Below are 17,252 nucleotides of genomic sequence, written 5' to 3' on the forward strand. Positions count from 1 at the left end.
TCCTTGTTAATTTAGGCATACCACCATCTTTATTTTAGCTTATTTTAAGCTCGTCTAAAAGAACTGTTGGGTTTTATTCTTAAATAAAGTGTCTATTATGTTACTTAATTTGTAACTTATTATTAATAAGTTGTTAATATATTTTAGCCGATTGATAATTTATTTTTAAAATAGCTAATCTATATTTTATTTCTCACCTATAATTTCGGCACGTATACCTTTAACTGTAAAAACTAAATTACAGTAGTACTCGTTACCTTTTAAAATGTCAATTTCAGATTTGAATCTATAAAAATCTCTACCAAGAGAAGCAATATAAATTTTATAATTCCCAACATTTTTTATAATTCCTGTAAAAATCTTGGGCTTTAAAGATTCTTGGTCAAGCCAGATTTCTTGAACAGATGGGTTTAAATAGTTAAATGCTTTTTTCAGTGCTGTTAAATGCTTAGTGCCAAATGAGAACTGTAGATTATAACTTTCTTTAATATATGAATAATAATGATATTTAAAGAAATTGTTTTCTTCAAACTGTTCCGAATTAAAGCTATTGAGAGCCATTCTAGAGTCAATATCATATAGTCTATTACAATGATAATCAAATAATGCTTTTTCTACAATGTCTAAATGGTTGTAGTCACTTAGCTCATCAATAATATTTTCAGATGTTAGATTGGTTAGGAATTTATTGCCAAAATCAAGAATTTTATTTTCTAAAGAGTTTAACTTGAATATTAAAGCCAAAACTCTTGTTTCTGGGTTGATATATAGTTCCTCTAAATGTTTTAAAATCTCTGCCTTTGAGAACTGATTAATTTTAATCTCATTAACATATTTACCTCTAAGTTTTTCTATGTACTCTGTATTTTCAACTACCGACTCATAGGCCTTAATAAATAAGTTCTGAATTGTAATATGCTGTTTTAAAACTTCTTCATCTGTTAACTTTAAATTCTGAATTTTCCACATTTCAAGAACTAAGTAATCATAATAACTATAAGACGAAAAAGGGTCTATTGCTCTTTTAATTTCAAAGAACTCTTCAGCGCTATAAAGATATTCATCTCTAATATATATATCATTTTCTTTATGATAGTGTTTAGCTAGTTGAAATTCTATTGCTCCTCTAGTATGAGTAATGGCGGAGTTTCTTCTTTCATTGGTTGAGTCAACATGCATAAGCCTTTCAGCGGCTTTTTTTAAATGAGTTATACTTCGTCTGTATTGTAAGTTTTTAGCGTAATGTATGTTGAATAATGGGTGTGTTGTAAAAATTATAGAAGCTTCATCATATAATTTGTCTAGTTTTTGTTTTTGGCTGAAAGTTCTATTTTTTCTAATAGCTTTAAATAAATCTACTACAATCTTAGCATGCTCGTCATTTGGGTTTAAAGCTCTAACTATTTTTAAAAAAGCCTTTAATAGCTTATCCTCGCTCTTATACCTGCTTTCAATGAATTTTCCAGATATAATTCTGTGTTTAGTTCTAAATACTAAATCTTCTTTTATATCAATTGGAGATGTAATTTCATTAAGTAGTAACCCTTTACAATCTACTCTTAACACGTTAACTTTAAAGTCATCCCAATCCATGTTTATTATTTTTTTCAAGATACTTGCTGGCATTGGAATTTTGTATTGATATAGCAAAGAAGTAAACTCAAAAGCTATTTGTGCTTCAGAATTTATTTGATTTAAATTATCAGAAATAGCTCTTAAAAGTGTACTGTTTTCAATTAAGGATAACATAGTAACATATGGGTCTGAACTATATGCTTTTCTAATCTTATCCCTAATTTTGCCTTCTTCTTGTTTATCCCTTACAGTTATTAACCTGTGTGTTTTAAGTTTTGAGATTAAATCATTTATTTCTTCATCAGTTAATTTGTGATTAGCATCTATCCTGTTTATGTTTTGATACTTGTAATTTAGTAAATGTATTTCTAATATGTTCTCTCTTATGGGAGCTAATATGGTTATGTTTTTGTTGAATTGATGTTCACTTAATGAAACTCTAAAAGTCATTAATTCTTTAAAATATGTGTGCCTTTCAACGTTATCAGCAAGTAGTATAATGTTTTCTGATGAGCTAGCATTAAAAAGCTCTTCTAAGTCTTGCGCTCTAAGACCATTAATTTCAACTAGCTCAAAAGCAATATAGTCATATTGTGTTTGTAATTGGTTAATTGCTCTTAATACAGCAGTAGTTTTACCAACACCGTTTGAGCCAGCAATAAAATTAACAGGAATTAAGTTGTTTTTAATTTCAGCACTTAAAATACTATCTAAAATAGTTCTATTGAGTTCTTTTTTAAGTACATCATAATTGTCTAAAATTATAGAGTAGTTAGGTTCTTCCCCTCTATAATAATTATCTGGTCGTATATTATTCTCTTTATTGTTTTTATGTAGTTGTTTTAAGTTATTTCTTAATCTTAGATTTAATCTAGCATTAATCTGAACGGGGTTATTATTACTAGCGTTAAAGTATACTTTTGGCAACTTCCTTTCTTGCCTTGCATATCTTTCTTTTGCCCAATCATCATAATATCCAAAAAAATCAGAGGCAGTCATACGAATAGTAATAACATTATTCTCTTCTAAGAAAGGTATTAAAGCTTCATTTGGAAATGGGTCAATATTAAAAATTTTTTTATCGTTCTTTTGGTTGTTTTTGTTTAACTCTTCTAGCAATCTTTTTGAGATTCCATCAGTAAAAGAATACCCAATAGAGAGAAAGCTTACATCATTTGTAAGTGATGAAAAATTAGATAATACTTTATTATAAAAAATCTTATTATCTGTAAAATCCTGAGTTGAAAATATAAACTTATATTTAGATAAATCAGACAAGCATCCATTTAGTTTTATATACTTAATCTGGTCTTTAGATATGGTCTTTTGGTATTCATTCACACTTCTTATAGGTAGAATTTCTTTATATTCTTCAGTCTTTCCATGAATTTGAGAGTAAGCATTTTCTAAAAGTAAATCCATATTTGTTGTTACAATTTGACGCCAACCCATTGTTGCAACTTTTTTATGAGCTTCTTCAGGTTTTAGTTTTTGTAGAAGCCCTTTTACATATTGGTCAAACTGCTGTCTAGAAAAGTTTTCTAATCTGGAAGCTCTATCTATAAATTCAACTAAATCTTTAGTCTCTAGGTCAACTCCTAGCTTTTCTTGATAATAATTAACTAAGGTTGAACCTAAATAATTTCTTTCTTGAGTATGTGAAAAACCTGCTCCCAAAAAAAGTATAGTATTTTCATTATACATATTAGGGAATATAGTTTCCTCTAGAAATTGCACAGTTTTAGTATCGTTTTTTAAATCCATAATGTATTTAAGGTCGTAAATTATAATTAAAGAGATAGAAGGTATAAATCTAATGAATTATAAAACATTTTGAAATATTTTATAAGAAAATATATATATAATAAATTGTGATTTTATATTTTAGAATTTAAATCAAAATTAGAAAAAAGCATTAAAGTGCTAATTTATTTAATTGATATATAATAGATTTCAAGCATGGATAATAGTCCCGTCCAGAACGAAAGATTATTTGATTAGATTCTTAAGTTAAATAAATATCATTACTAAAGGCATACAAAAAGGTAGCTATAAAAGTTGGTAATTTGTCAAATTGTTAAAAACAAACAACTTGCCTTCTTATTGGAGAGTCCAAGAGGGGGAGCAAAACAAGAAAAAGACTTTACAGAAATGTAAGGTCTTTTTTGGTTTAAAGGCTCCATAGTTCAAGGGATAGAACAAAAGTTTCCTAAACTTTAGATCCAAGTTCGAATCTTGGTGGAGTCACTGTTTATATGGGTTTTGATAGATTTTGGATTTTGTTTTTTCAGGACTTTTTACGTTAAATAATCATCAAAAACTATTAGCGCTTTACACACTTTGGGCTTTTTGTTTTAGAGGTCAGCTTGACAAGTTTTTAAATCTATAAGATGTCCCATTTTATTCAAAAGGGGTGCCAGCTTTAATTAAAATGAGCTCCTTTAATTTAGGGTTCACACTGCATGACGTCTCAAATATATGCGCGATTGTTCTGGGACGTTGTTACTTTTTGCTTTTTTTGGAGTTTTTGTTTTATAGTTAAATCACAATACATCTTTAATAGCTTCAACCACAGTTTTGGAATTTCCAATAAATATGGTATCGTCAACAATAACTACGGGTCTGCTTAAAAATGTATAATGCTCCAATATATAGTGTTTATAATCGCGCTCTTCAAGTTTTTGGTTTTTTAAATCCATTTCCTTGTAAAGCTTAGAGCGTTTACTAAAAAGCGCTTCGTAGCTTCCAGCAAGTGTTTTCATTTCTTCAAGTTGCTTTACGGTTATCTCTTCAGTTTTTATGTCTTGTAAAATAAATTCTGGCGGCAGATTTAATTCCTTTAAAATTCTAACACAGGTACTGCATGTTTTTAAATAGTATACCTTTTTCATTGGTTTGTTTTATTTGTTTTTTATGGTTAGATGTCATTCGCCATTAATGAACCCATTTAAACGAGTTCAATACTTTGCTTAGTATTGTTATGGCTAATTTCATTTTTATCCTATATTTATAGCCAAAATAAGTAAAGATATATTTATAAAAAAATTACTATGCATTTTACCTTAGACGTTTTACCAAATACCAGAAAAGCTTTTAACCGAATTATAGAAAACACTTCTTTAGAAGATTTAAACAGGATTCCAAAAGGATTTAACAACAACGTTATTTGGAATATTGGGCATATTGTTGTGACACAACAGTTGTTGGCTTATAAATTATCGGGTTTGCCAATAATGATTAGTGAAGAGTTGGTTGGAAAATATAGAAAAGACACCAAGCCAGAAGGCGCTGTAACACAAGAAGGGCTAGACGAAATAAAAGCATTGCTTTTTTCTACCATTGAAAAAACAAAAGCAGATTATAGCAATGGGCTGTTTAAAAATTATCAAGAATACACCGTTTCAACTACGGGAAATACATTAACCAATATTGATGAAGCTTTTCAGTTTATTATGTTTCATGAAGGCATGCATCTTGGTTATGTCATGGCATTGTTACGAGCCATTAAAGGCTAAAAAATCGCTCACTTTTTCAATGGGAATTGTAAAATCTATAATTCCTGTTGAATAGGGCGCAACTTCATAGGTGTTATATAACAGAATAAGACCTTCTTCAGAAAAACCTATATTGGCAGGTAATTGAAAATTATCAGGGTCAAAAAGCACATCGTCTTCTGTAACGGCATCTTTAAAATACGATTTTGCAATGGTTTTAAAGGCGTCTTTATTCTTAATTAAGTCACTGTTTTGAATGCGTTTTCCAGTTGATGCATCAAAATTTAAGAAAGAAATAGTGATGTTGCCATGTGCACCTCCAGTATTAACATAAGATGTTACGGAAACACTAATAACTTCAGGTGATTGAAACATAATTTCGCTATCAATTTGAGCTTCCCAAGGCTGTGAAATATCGGGGAAAGCGGTATTAAAAGCACGGTATTCCTCATTAAATAGCGTAATGCTTTCTTCAATGGTTTTAGATGTCATTGCGTCTTGTTCGCCAATTTGCAATGCAGCCACGACAGTTTTGTTTATTTCGTCATTTATTTGGTTTGCTACTGAATTGTTTCCAATGGCCTTTAGTATGTTTACTTCAACTAGTTTATTGTTTGCAGTAGTAATGTTAGTGTCCAAAAATATTGTTTTCAATTCTTCATTACAAGAGAAAATGAAGGATATAAAACATATGATTAAAAGTGTTTTTCTATAATGCATTATGTAAATAATTAACCTTCCTTAAAGGTAAATATTGCATTTGAATACACCGAATAAAAAGAGAAGTTTATGTGTAGTTTTAATTTAAATAAAAAATATAGCCAACATTAACCCATACGAGCCAATCGTTGTTTTTATTATAGTCTAGTTGATGGTTAAGACCGTCAACCCAGTCGCTGAAGTAATATTGCCATCTTACATCTAGCATTAAATCAGAAAGCTTGCTTACTTTATATCTAACGCCAACGCTGCTTACTACAGACCAAGTGCCTCCTCCGGAAGCATCTACAGATCCTGGCTCCCAAAGCGAATAAAAGTTGCTAGGGTCTGTTACATCGCCAACGGCGGTTGGGTCTGGATTTGCATAGGTAGTGCTTACTTCAGGATTAAAAGATGTATAATGAACTCCCAAACTTACAAAAGGGGCGATTCTATAACCAAAAGATTGAAATGAACGAATGCTTAAAGGAAAGTACTCTAGCTGGGTACCTATATCTAAATTTTTGGCAACTCCTTTATGGCCTCTAAGCTGATTCGCTTCTACGGTATTTTTGTTAGGGTCAACCCATTTTCCAAAATGTTCTAAGTTGGTTTTGTTCCACGAAATTTCATTTCGTAATTTAAAATGGTCGTTAAAATAAGTGTCGGTTGAATAACAATTACAGTCTGCTCTATATGAGAAATTAATATAGTGTACGACACCTATTCCAATACCTGTGTTTCCAAAGTTGGTTTCAGTATTATCCCGATTTCCAAAATCTGATCTAAATTCTACGGGACCAGCAATAACGCCTATTTCATGGGAAAAGCCTAATTGGGAGAATGCCGTTTGAGAGAAGGCTAGCAAACATAAAAAAAAAGCTAAACATTTAAAGTCAAGCATAATAAGGTTCTGTTTTTTGAGGCATTAATAATAACAAATATATAAAAACCCAATAAAGAAACAAATAATTTTAATTTGCTGCTGTGAGTGTGAAATTATTTATTGCGAATTTCAAAAAAAAATGCCGTTATTTTTATAGATAACGTATATTTGTACCTGTAAATCGTGTATTTGATAAATTTGATGCAATTAAAAATATTTTATTTATGTTTAAATAATGAATAATCGTACCAATTTAAACTAGTATATTTAACAAGAAAACAATTATTAAATAGATAAATTCCCATAATTATTTTTCAATGATACAAGAGGGTAATTATTTGGAAATGACATCTCAACTTAGAAACAATAAAATTAAATTAATGGAACACCCATAAGAATGGCATTCATACACATGAGGATGATTATTCAGGGTGTTCCATCTGACCAAATTAAAACAATAAATATAAACAGATGAAAAGTAATGTTAAAGCTTTTTTAAATCTTGTAAAACAACGAAATGGTAATGAACCAGAGTTTTTGCAAGCAGTAGAGGAAGTTGCAGAAACTGTAATTCCTTACATCATTGAACATGATATATATTATGGAAAAAACATTTTGCTAAGAATGGTAGAACCAGAACGTGTTATAACGTTTCGTGTTTGTTGGGTCGACGATGCTGGTGAAATTCAAGTAAATAGAGGGTACAGAATCCAAATGAGTTCGGCCATTGGACCCTATAAAGGTGGTTTGCGTTTTCACCCTACCGTTAATATGAGCATTTTAAAGTTTTTAGCCTTCGAACAGGTGTTTAAAAACAGCTTAACTACTTTGCCAATGGGTGGAGGAAAAGGGGGTAGTGATTTTGATCCAAAAGGAAAAAGCGATGGTGAAGTTATGCGTTTTTGCCATGCATTTATGAGCGAGTTATTTAGACATATTGGACCGAATACCGATATCCCCGCAGGTGATATTGGCGTTGGAGCCAGAGAAGTTGGTTTCCTTTTTGGGATGTACAAAAAAATAAAAAATGAATTTACAGGTGTTTTAACAGGAAAGGGGTTGTCTTGGGGCGGCTCTTTAATAAGACCAGAAGCAACAGGATATGGAACCGTTTATTTTGCCCAGAAAATGCTGGAAACCAAAGGACAGGATTTAAAAGACAAACATGTTGTGGTGTCAGGTTCTGGTAATGTGGCACAATATGCTGTTGAAAAATGTATTCAATTAGGAGCTAAAGTATTAACGATGTCCGATTCATCGGGATATATTTACGATGCTGAAGGGATAAATGCCGAGAAATTAGCACTTATCATGGAGCTTAAAAACGTTAAGAGAGCAAGAATAAGTGCCTATTTGGAAACACATCCTAAAGCCAAATTTGTTAAAGGTAAAACACCTTGGGAAGTAAAATGCGATATCGCTTTACCTTGTGCCACCCAAAACGAATTAAATGATGAAGATGCAAAAACGCTTTTAAAAAACGGTTGTATATGTGTTAGTGAAGGGGCTAACATGCCATCTACAATTCAGGCGGTTCGGGAATTTCATAATGCCCGAATTTTATATGCACCAGGAAAAGCATCCAATGCCGGCGGTGTTGCAACATCTGGCTTAGAAATGACTCAAAATTCGTTGCGATTTAACTGGACTAGAGATGAAGTTGATTTAAAACTAAAGGAAATTATGTCAAACATTCACGACTCTTGTACTAAGTATGGAGCGCAGGAGGATGGCTATATCGATTATGTTAAAGGTGCCAATATTGCTGGATTTGTTAAAGTAGCAGATGCAATGTTAGCACAAGGTATTGTGTAGAAGTCAATACAAATGAAAACGAAAAGCTTCCTAGTGTAAACAGGAAGCTTTTCGTTTTATTATATATTATTTTAAAGCAAAACTCGTTAGTTATAAATATATTTGAATATTGAAAATTTAAAAATGATTAAAAGACTCATTGTATTCATAATATGTTTAGTACCATTAATCCAAAATGCACAAGATTTTTCTGCGCTTTGGAAAGGACATTTTTCATATTACAATATAAAGCAAGTTGCTCAAGGCAATAATAAAATTTACGCTGCTGCCGAAAATGCTGTTTTTAGCGTTGATTTACTTTCAAACGAAATCAAAGAACTAAATACCGTTAATGGCTTATCGGGAGAAACAATTTCAACCATTTACTATAGCGATGTTTATGAATTACTGGTTATTGGTTATGAAAGCGGACTTATTGAAATTGCTTTTGATAATGATGATAAAATTCTAACAGTTGTAGACATTATTGAAAAACCAACCATTCCTGCCGTACAAAAAAGAATAAACCACTTTAATGCTTACGGAAACTTGGTTTATATATCAACAAACTATGGGATTTCTGTTTTTAATTTAGAACGATTAGAATTTGGCGACACGTATTTTATAGGCAGTGGTGGTAGTCAAATACAAATAAAACAGACTGCCGTTTTTGGAGATTATATTTATGCTGCCTGTGTTGGTGGGAATGGCTTAAGAAAAGCATTGGCCGCAAGCCCTAATTTAATAGATTACCAAAACTGGCAAACCGTTACAACAGGTGATTTTACTGCGGTTGAAACGGTAGTGGATATGCTGTATGTTGTAAATACAAACAGACAAATATTTCAGGTGGTAAACGATGTTTTAAACCAAGTATTTCAATATAACACGGTTCCTTTGGATGTTAAAAATGTTGAAAGTAATTTGGTGGTTACAACCATAAACAATGTGTTTGTTTATGATGCTGGTTTCAACATTATTTCACAAGTTTCAACAAGTACCGAATTTACCACAAAATATACTTCTGCCACAACAGAAGCTGACTATATTTATATAGGAACCACCGATTTTGGAGTTTTAAAAACACCACTTACTGCACCAACCACTTTTGAAGAAATACATCCAGATGGACCATTATTAAATACACCATTTTCGATAGAAGTACAACCTGATGAGGTTTGGGTAGCGTATGGAGATTATGATAGGTTCCTAAATCCATATCCATTGAATAGTGAGGGTATTAGCCACTTAAAAAACGAAAAATGGATTAACACACCTTATGAAGAAGTTTTTGACGCCAAATGTTTAAACACTATTTCTGTAAACCCATTAAACAATAGCCAAGTGTTTATAAGTTCGTTTTTCAGTGGGTTATTAGAAGTTAATGATGATATTCCTACTGTCTTGTATAACCAAACAAATAGTGGCTTAGAATCTTTAGTAGACCTCAATAACCCTAATTATACGGATATTAGGGTTAGCGGTTCAGCTTTTGATAAAAATGGGTTGTTATGGACACTTACAAGTTATGTAAACAAACCTTTAAAATCTTATAATCCTAATAATAATCAATGGAAATCGTATGCGCTTTTCGATGTGTTTGTTGGAGTGAATGGCAATAACTCGGGATATAAAGATTTAATAATAGACAGTAACAATACCAAATGGGCAGGTAGCTTTAGTCTTGGGCTTGTTGCTTTTAATGAAAATGGAGGAAAACCGTTATTAAAGAATTTAGGCAGTGAAGATGAGAATATGCCAAATACATATGTTACAGCTTTGGCTTTAGATAAAAGAAATCAACTTTGGATAGGAACCTTTTCAGGCTTGCGTGTTTTATATAACACCTCCAATTTTTTTGAAGACAATGTTAGCGTAGATGAAATTATTATTTTGGAAGATGGCATCGCGAAAGAATTACTATTTCAACAATTTATTACAGATATTAAAGTAGATGGCTCCAATAATAAATGGATAGGAACTGCCGATTCGGGCATATTTTATTTGTCTTCCGATGGTCAAAAAACCATTTATCATTTCACCAAAGACAATTCGCCTTTGCCTTCAAATACGATCGCAGATGTTTCTATAGACGATACCAATGGTATTGTTTACATAGCTACAAGTAAAGGACTGGTGTCTTTTCGTTCGGGTGGTTCAAGTCCTTTTGAAACTTTAGAAAAGGCTTATGTATATCCAAACCCTGTAAGACCAAACTTCAATATTGTAGATCAAAAAGTAAAAATTAAAGATATTTCAGAAAATGTCAATATAAAAATAACCGATATAGAAGGAAATTTGGTAGCCGAAGCACAGTCTAGAACTAACCAACGTCACAGCGGTTACAATCTTGAGATTGATGGTGGAACAGCTTACTGGAACGGTAAAAATATGGCTAATAATGTGGTCGCTTCGGGGGTATATCTCATTATGCTTTCAGATTTAGATTCATACGAAACGAAAGTTTTAAAAATAATGGTGGTTAGATAATGCTTATTACTACAAATGCGATTGTTCTTTCAAAATTAAAATATAAAGACAACGATTTAATTGTAAAATGTTATACCCAACAGTTAGGTATTGTTGATTTTTTGTTACGGGGCGTTTTGAAAAATAAAAAATCCAATACCAAAGCAGCTTATTTTCAACCACTTTCGCAATTACAGTTAAGCATTCATTATAAAGAAAACAGGTCGCTTCAGAGCATTAGTGATACTAAAGTAAATCAAGTATATAGCAGTTTGCATACCCATGTTTTAAAAAGTGCTATTGTTATGTTTTTGTCTGAAGTTTTATCAAGTACTTTAAAAGAAGAAGAACCTAACGAAACGCTGTTTAGATATATAGAAACCACATTGTTATGGTTGGATGAACAATCTGAATTTTCAAATTTTCATTTATTATTCTTATTGAATTTATCCAAATACCTAGGTTTTTACCCCGAAACAACTCATATGGAGTGTTCTTGTTTTAATTTGAAAGAAGGCAAGTTTGAAACCAATCAGCATGATGATTACACCATTTCGGGTGAAAATTTAATACTTTTAAAACAGTTGTTGGGCACAACATTTGATGCCTTACCAACGGTAAAGATAAATTCAAAACAAAGACAATCGTTTTTAAGTATGATGTTGCTCTATTTTGAATTACATTTGGGAAGTTTTAAACCACCAAAATCACTGCAAATATTTAATCAAGTTTTTAATTAAACCATGAAGTTTTTTTTTGCTATTTCATTCTTTTTATTTGCGTCTATACAGCTTAAGGCCCAAAATATTAAGGTGCTAAATAGTCTTACAAGAGAACCTATTTTTGGGGTAGCCATTTATAATATGGATAAGTCCAAAAGCACGGTTACCAACTTTTTGGGAGAAGCGTCTTTAGATGAGTTCTCAGATAATGAAATTATTTACTTCAAACACTTATCGCACGTCCTTAAAGAAATAACCAAGCGTCAGTTAGAGCAATCAAACAGGGTGTATTTGGTATCTAATACACAAGGTTTAGATGAAATTGTTATATCAGCATCCAAGTTCGAACAAAGTAAGCGCGACATTCCTCAAAAAATAATCAATATCAATGCTGAGACCATTCAATTTGGAAACCCACAAACCAGTGCCGATTTATTGGAAAGCACTGGGCAAGTATATGTACAGAAAAGTCAGTTAGGTGGAGGAAGTCCTATGATTAGAGGATTTTCAACAAATCGACTGCTGATTACTGTAGATGGCGTTAGAATGAACAATGCCATTTTTAGGGGAGGTAATTTGCAAAATGTTATTTCTATAGATCCCTTTTCAATACAAAACACGGAAGTTACTTTGGGTTCTGGCTCAGTAATTTATGGAAGTGATGCTATTGGTGGTGTTATGAGTTTTTATACCCAACAACCACAAACATCGTTAACTGATTCGTTGTTTTTTAAAGCAAATACTATAGTGAGATACGCCACAGCAAGCGATGAAAAAACAGCACACATTGATTTTAACTTGGGTTACAAAAAGTGGGCGTTTTTAACGAATGTCAGTTATAGCAATTTTGGCGATTTACGTATGGGGAAACATGGTCCTATGGCGTATTTACGACCCGAATTTGCTTTAGCAACCAATAGTGGTGATGTTATAATACAAAATAATAATCCATTGGTGCAAAAAGTAACAGGCTACCAACAATTAAATTTATTACAAAAAGTACATTTTAAACCTCAAGACAATTTGAGTTTTAATTTAGGATTGTTTTACACCACTACCTCCGATTATCCCAGATACGACCGATTGATTCGTTACAGAAACGACGTATTACGTTCGGCAGAATGGAATTATGGGCCACAAAACTGGTTTATGTCTAACTTACAAATCATTAAATTAAGTAGCCATTCCAATTTATACGATAAAATAAAAGCCAACATAGCCTATCAAAATTTTCAGGAAAGTAGAATGGATAGAGACTTTCAATCCGACATAAGAAATTTAGGAAACGAAGCCGTAGATGCCTATTCTTTTAATTTAGATTTTGAAAAAAACCTAGCACTTAAAACCAAACTTTTTTATGGTTTAGAATACGTTTACAATAAAGTAATGTCGTATGGTGAAGAAGAAAATATAAGCACTAACACCATCATTCCAACCGTTTCAAGATATCCTAATGGGGCTAGTTGGCAATCGGCAGCAGCCTATACAAGTATTAAATACAAGCCAAATTTAAAGCTTGTATTTCAGTCGGGGTTGCGTTTTAATTATATAACCTCTCATGCCGATTTTTCAGAAAACAATGTGTATTTAAACTTGCCTTTTAGCAGCTCTCATAACGAATCATCTGCACTTACAGGAACTGCGGGAATCCGTTGGTCGCCCAACGCCATATTGCAATGGAAATTAAATGCATCATCGGCATTTAGAGCTCCCAATATAGACGATATTGGTAAAGTATTCGACTCCGAACCAGGTTCGGTGGTTGTGCCAAACAACAACTTAAAGCCTGAATATGCTTATGGAGGCGAACTGGGTTTAAAACTTAATTTTAATGAAAAACTTGTTTTAGACTTAAGCAGTTATTACACCTATTTAGATAATGCTTTAGTACGACGCTATTTTGCTTTAAATGGCGAAACACAAATTATGTATGCTGGCGAATTAAGTAACGTGCAAGCCATACAGAATGCTTCAAAATCTTGGATTTATGGGTTTGAAGTTGGTATGAAATTAGCCTTAACCAATCAGTTAAAATTAACCTCGCAATATAGTGTGGTTGGTGGTAGTGAAGTAGATGATGGGGTTGAGGTACCTGTTAGACATGCAGCACCTAACTTTGGAAACACCCATTTGGTTTGGGAGCATAATAACCTAAAATTCGACGTCTTTGCGGTTTATAATAACGAATTGTCTTTTTATCAATTAGCACCTTCAGAAATTGAAAAAGATTATATATATGCCAAAGACGCCAATGGCAATCCGTACAGTCCGTCGTGGTACACGCTTAATTTTAGAAGTCAGTATCAAATAAGTAAATCGACAACCATAACCGCCAGTTTAGAAAACATTACAGACCAACGTTATAAAACCTATTCGTCTGGTATAGCAGCTGCGGGCAGAAACTTTATTTTGTCATTAAAATATAGTTTGTAATGAGATAAAATGTTTAAGCCACTAACTATACACTAATTAAAAAAAGTGTCGATTTCATGTTTTGCTGAATCATTTTTTAAATGCCATTTTGCTTATTACTCCACCGTTTGAAAGCTCTACTTTAGCAATATAAACATTGCTGTTTAAGTTTGAAAGTTTATATGTCTTAGAAGCAGAACCACCTGTAAAGTGATACAACTGTCTTCCTAATAAATTGTGGATTGAAACCGTTTTAATACTTAAATTGTTTGATGTATTAAACTGTACATAATCGTTTTCTAACTCAATAACTCTAAGTGTATTTTTATTTAAAAGTACATCTTCTATGGTTAATGCTTGGTCACTAAAAGCAATTTTAAACGGTTGTTAAGGAATAAATATCTTTGGAGGTGTGCCCGTATCTCCTCTAGAACCTGATACGATTCCAGTGCCATTTATTATAATGTAATCGTCTTACGAGAAATTAGAACCTTGATTACCCCACCTGTAGTACTGTTTGGGGGTGTGCCTTGATCCCATAAATAAATAGCATCTAATCAATCCGAAATTTTCAGAGAAAAACATCTGCATCTATAGCACAAGGGTATGGGTTACCTACTAAAGTCCAGTCTTCATAAGCACCTTTTAAGTTTAAAAGCTGTGATTTTATAATTTTTTATACTCATTGTTTCTGTTTCTATTGTTATTTTTGAAGTACCATGCAGCAAACCAGAAAAACATATACGCTACAAGAAGCTACCAAAAAACTGGAGCATTATTGTGCGTACCAAGAACGTAGCCATAAAGAAGTTGTGCAAAAGCTTACCGATATGTATATGATACCCGAAGCGATCGATGTTATTGTGATACACCTGTTGCAACATAATTTTCTAAATGAAGAACGTTTTGCCAAAACATTTGTAAGCGGTAAGTTCAAAATAAAGGGTTGGGGCCGACACCGTTTAACTTTTGAATTAAAGAAAAAAGACGTAAGCATAGTTAACATAAACCAAGCGCTTGCTGATATTTCTGATGAAGAGTATATCATGGTTTTTAATGATTTAGCTGAAAAAAAGGCAAATTCTATAAAAGAGCCCAACCTTTTTAAGAAAAAAAAGAAGTTTATAGATTACTTTTTATACCGTGGTTGGGAGTCCTATTTGGTATATGATAAGGCTAACGAACTTATAAATTAATATTATTGCCTTTAAAGTTAGCCAATTAGAATGTGGAAATTAAAAAGGTTTAGTATTTTTAATGTTACATACGCATCCATATAATCTGTGTTTTTGGTTATTAAATTTTTATGGGTTATAATGAGGATAAAATAAAAGTCCCTCGGTTTAATGAGGAATCGGGTTTTTATACCACTAAAAAACGCTCAAAAATAATGAGTAAGATTGGTGGCAAAAACACTAAGCCAGAAATGCTTTTTAGAAAAGCGCTTTGGAGAAAAGGGGTGAGGTATAGAGTAAACAATAGAAAGCTTCCCGGAAAACCCGATGTTTCCATCAAAAAACACAAATTAGCTGTTTTTATTGATGGTGAATTTTGGCATGGGTTCAATTGGAACGAACGCAAGGAAACCATACAAAGCAATCGTGGTTTTTGGATACCAAAAATAGAACGGAATATGCAGCGCGATAAAGAGGTAAACCAACAGCTTATCGAAATGGGTTACACCGTGTTTAGGTTTTGGGCAAAGGATATTAAAACCGAACTAGACAAATGCGTTAATGATATTTTGGTTTATATAGATGTTGGAGAAAATAATTAATCATCGACCATGTCCTTTTCAAAATACCACCATAAACTGGAATCGATAGATGCTTTCATTCTATTAATATCTACCGAATCTTTTAAAAAAATGGTTAGGTTTTCGTCGGCAAGGTTTTGCTCAACAGTCTCATTAATTTCAATAAGTTCTATTTCTGTAAAATGTTCTAGATGATTTTTAATTTCATTATCTAATGATTCATCACTCAAAAATATCTTAATGGTTTGCCTTGTTGGAGAATTTCTAATTTCAGATCTAAATGGGAGTAGCATAACAACAAATTTAAGTGAAACAATGTAGCATGTATAATGAATACCCTAAGTTAGTAAATTATTCCAATAAAATCAACAAAAATCCTCTCTGTTTCCAGAAAGGATTTAAAACGTATAATAAATGGAATGGGCTACTCTACTAATTTAAGCTCTGCCAAATCATGAAAAAAGAAGTTCATTTCATCGTTCATAGATACAAATAATCCGTCTGGAAATTTGCTTCCTAAAGAGATTGTTGTCACATCGCAACCATCGGTTTCTTTGGTGCCCAAATTAAGTGCTTTTATAAACGCATTGGTTTCTAAATTGAACACATTAAAGGTATGTGCTTGTTGGTTAGATACTATTAAATAGCCTTTATCTTGATACTTTGCAATAGCAATACCTTCTATATCATCTTTAAAATGCTCGCCTCCAAAAAGAGCTACTTCTACATCACCTTTTGTGGGATTGGCATGGTATTTTCTAATGCCAACGCCTTCATCGGAATAGTAAACAAATCCTGCTTCATCATCAACTGCTATAGCTTCAATTTCTTTTTGCCCACTAAATGCACCTAGTTTTCTAAGTAGATTGGTTTTGACGCCTAACGAATCTGAAACCAATTCATATTGATATACATACCCTTTTATTGGTCCATTTTTTCTACTAACAAAAACCGAAATATATCCTGTTTCTGGATTTTTATAAAGAGATACTCCCATAGGGCGTTTCATGTCGATATGGGTTTCATCTTCAAAAACTTTAAAGCCACCACGATCCAATGGTATCATATCTGGTATAGAAAACAAACGTATTTGATGTTTTTCCCTTTCGGAAAACACTATAATATCGGTTGTTGTAGAATCATTTAATTTAAAGTCATATTCCACATCGACATTATTTGGATAGCTAATGTTGGTTACACTTTTTTCCTTTATGATTTTTCCGTCTAAATCAAAGGCATATACGCCGCCATTAACTTCATCTTTATCCGTACCAAAAACAATACTTGCTTCTGGGTTGTTTTTGTTTACCCAAATAGCAGGATCATCAGTATCATGTGGTGTTTTCTCTGTAACAGTTTTGGCTACTATTTCTGGTAACTTAGCTGCACAAGACAATAATAAAACGGTTATTCCAAAGACAATATTTACTTTTATTTTATTCATG

General features: G+C 32.2%; 14 protein-coding genes and 1 tRNA gene. 8 read left to right on the top strand and 7 right to left on the bottom strand.

Annotation, left to right across the window (positions count from 1 at the left end; translation table 11 throughout):
• Window positions 1-186: 186 nt before the first annotated feature.
• Window positions 187-3,339: an SIR2 family protein gene (locus tag ACGLWY_RS10220; protein WP_396619572.1), complete on the bottom strand. Its 3,153-nt coding sequence runs from the start codon at window positions 3,337-3,339 to the stop codon at window positions 187-189.
• Window positions 3,340-3,750: 411 nt separating this feature from the next.
• Between ACGLWY_RS10220 and ACGLWY_RS10225 the strand changes: the two genes are divergently transcribed.
• Window positions 3,751-3,822, top strand: a tRNA-Arg gene (locus ACGLWY_RS10225).
• Window positions 3,823-4,118: 296 nt separating this feature from the next.
• Here ACGLWY_RS10225 and ACGLWY_RS10230 read toward each other — a convergent pair.
• Window positions 4,119-4,466, bottom strand: coding sequence for an arsenate reductase family protein (locus tag ACGLWY_RS10230; protein ID WP_396619573.1), 348 nt, complete (start codon window positions 4,464-4,466; stop codon window positions 4,119-4,121).
• A 159-nt stretch (window positions 4,467-4,625) separates the two neighbouring features.
• Here ACGLWY_RS10230 and ACGLWY_RS10235 point away from each other — a divergent pair, with 159 nt between their 5' ends.
• On the top strand, window positions 4,626-5,090 hold the full coding sequence (locus ACGLWY_RS10235) for a DinB family protein (RefSeq protein WP_396619574.1): 465 nt from the start codon (window positions 4,626-4,628) through the stop codon (window positions 5,088-5,090).
• On the opposite strand, the gene ACGLWY_RS10240 is transcribed toward ACGLWY_RS10235, so the two are convergent.
• A complete protein-coding gene (locus tag ACGLWY_RS10240) occupies window positions 5,070-5,708 on the bottom strand; it encodes a DUF3298 domain-containing protein (RefSeq protein WP_396619575.1) in 639 nt (212 codons plus the stop codon). The two genes, ACGLWY_RS10235 and ACGLWY_RS10240, sit on opposite strands and share 21 nt — an antisense overlap.
• A gap of 160 nt (window positions 5,709-5,868) precedes the next feature.
• Complete coding sequence (locus ACGLWY_RS10245) at window positions 5,869-6,672, bottom strand: THC0290_0291 family protein (protein WP_396619576.1); 804 nt, start codon at window positions 6,670-6,672, stop codon at window positions 5,869-5,871.
• A 453-nt stretch (window positions 6,673-7,125) separates the two neighbouring features.
• Between ACGLWY_RS10245 and gdhA the strand changes: the two genes are divergently transcribed.
• From gdhA to ACGLWY_RS10265, 4 genes are all read left to right on the top strand, one after another.
• Complete coding sequence (gene gdhA / locus ACGLWY_RS10250; RefSeq protein ID WP_396619577.1) at window positions 7,126-8,469, top strand: NADP-specific glutamate dehydrogenase; 1,344 nt, start codon at window positions 7,126-7,128, stop codon at window positions 8,467-8,469.
• Between the two features lie 123 nt (window positions 8,470-8,592).
• Window positions 8,593-10,938, top strand: coding sequence for a two-component regulator propeller domain-containing protein (locus ACGLWY_RS10255; protein ID WP_396619578.1), 2,346 nt, complete (start codon window positions 8,593-8,595; stop codon window positions 10,936-10,938).
• Window positions 10,938-11,657 (top strand): DNA repair protein RecO, encoded by a 720-nt coding sequence (gene recO / locus ACGLWY_RS10260; protein ID WP_396619579.1) that lies wholly within the window; start codon window positions 10,938-10,940, stop codon window positions 11,655-11,657. Before ACGLWY_RS10255 ends, recO begins: the two co-directional genes overlap by 1 nt.
• 3 nt (window positions 11,658-11,660) lie before the next feature.
• Window positions 11,661-14,072 carry a TonB-dependent receptor domain-containing protein gene (locus tag ACGLWY_RS10265; protein WP_396619580.1) on the top strand — a complete coding sequence of 804 codons (2,412 nt, stop codon included), beginning with the start codon at window positions 11,661-11,663 and terminating at the stop codon, window positions 14,070-14,072.
• A 69-nt stretch (window positions 14,073-14,141) separates the two neighbouring features.
• Here the strand turns inward: ACGLWY_RS10265 and ACGLWY_RS10270 are convergent, their stop codons facing one another.
• Complete coding sequence (locus tag ACGLWY_RS10270; protein WP_396619702.1) at window positions 14,142-14,426, bottom strand: T9SS type A sorting domain-containing protein; 285 nt, start codon at window positions 14,424-14,426, stop codon at window positions 14,142-14,144.
• 344 nt (window positions 14,427-14,770) lie between these two features.
• Here ACGLWY_RS10270 and ACGLWY_RS10275 point away from each other — a divergent pair, with 344 nt between their 5' ends.
• Together ACGLWY_RS10275 and ACGLWY_RS10280 are read left to right on the top strand one after the other, a co-directional pair.
• The gene (locus ACGLWY_RS10275) at window positions 14,771-15,247 is read left to right on the top strand and encodes a regulatory protein RecX (protein ID WP_396619581.1); all 477 of its coding nucleotides are present in this window, start codon (window positions 14,771-14,773) and stop codon (window positions 15,245-15,247) included.
• 110 nt (window positions 15,248-15,357) lie between these two features.
• The gene (locus ACGLWY_RS10280) at window positions 15,358-15,828 is read left to right on the top strand and encodes a very short patch repair endonuclease (RefSeq protein WP_396619582.1); all 471 of its coding nucleotides are present in this window, start codon (window positions 15,358-15,360) and stop codon (window positions 15,826-15,828) included.
• Here the strand turns inward: ACGLWY_RS10280 and ACGLWY_RS10285 are convergent.
• Window positions 15,825-16,100: a hypothetical protein gene (locus ACGLWY_RS10285; RefSeq protein ID WP_396619583.1), complete on the bottom strand. Its 276-nt coding sequence runs from the start codon at window positions 16,098-16,100 to the stop codon at window positions 15,825-15,827. The genes ACGLWY_RS10280 and ACGLWY_RS10285 overlap by 4 nt on opposite strands.
• 131 nt (window positions 16,101-16,231) lie before the next feature.
• On the bottom strand, window positions 16,232-17,251 hold the full coding sequence (locus tag ACGLWY_RS10290) for a phytase (protein ID WP_396619584.1): 1,020 nt from the start codon (window positions 17,249-17,251) through the stop codon (window positions 16,232-16,234).
• Window position 17,252 lies beyond the last annotated feature (1 nt).

It is taken from the genome of Mariniflexile sp. HMF6888 (assembly GCF_044335535.1).
In the GTDB taxonomy this organism is placed as follows: Bacteria; Bacteroidota; Bacteroidia; order Flavobacteriales; family Flavobacteriaceae; genus Mariniflexile.

Bases quoted from the DNA above. Each gene is read 5' to 3' on its own strand.
- ACGLWY_RS10255 (WP_396619578.1), top strand. From the start codon at position 8,593: ATGATTAAAAGACTCATTGTATTCATAATATGTTTAGTACCATTAATC.
- ACGLWY_RS10235 (WP_396619574.1), top strand. From the start codon at position 4,626: ATGCATTTTACCTTAGACGTTTTACCAAATACCAGAAAAGCTTTTAAC.
- ACGLWY_RS10275 (WP_396619581.1), top strand. From the start codon at position 14,771: ATGCAGCAAACCAGAAAAACATATACGCTACAAGAAGCTACCAAAAAA.
- ACGLWY_RS10280 (WP_396619582.1), top strand. From the start codon at position 15,358: ATGGGTTATAATGAGGATAAAATAAAAGTCCCTCGGTTTAATGAGGAA.
- gdhA (WP_396619577.1), top strand. From the start codon at position 7,126: ATGAAAAGTAATGTTAAAGCTTTTTTAAATCTTGTAAAACAACGAAAT.
- ACGLWY_RS10265 (WP_396619580.1), top strand. From the start codon at position 11,661: ATGAAGTTTTTTTTTGCTATTTCATTCTTTTTATTTGCGTCTATACAG.
- ACGLWY_RS10245 (WP_396619576.1), bottom strand. From the start codon at position 6,672: ATGCTTGACTTTAAATGTTTAGCTTTTTTTTTATGTTTGCTAGCCTTC.
- ACGLWY_RS10290 (WP_396619584.1), bottom strand. From the start codon at position 17,251: ATGAATAAAATAAAAGTAAATATTGTCTTTGGAATAACCGTTTTATTA.
- ACGLWY_RS10285 (WP_396619583.1), bottom strand. From the start codon at position 16,100: ATGCTACTCCCATTTAGATCTGAAATTAGAAATTCTCCAACAAGGCAA.
- ACGLWY_RS10230 (WP_396619573.1), bottom strand. From the start codon at position 4,466: ATGAAAAAGGTATACTATTTAAAAACATGCAGTACCTGTGTTAGAATT.
- recO (WP_396619579.1), top strand. From the start codon at position 10,938: ATGCTTATTACTACAAATGCGATTGTTCTTTCAAAATTAAAATATAAA.
- ACGLWY_RS10220 (WP_396619572.1), bottom strand. From the start codon at position 3,339: ATGGATTTAAAAAACGATACTAAAACTGTGCAATTTCTAGAGGAAACT.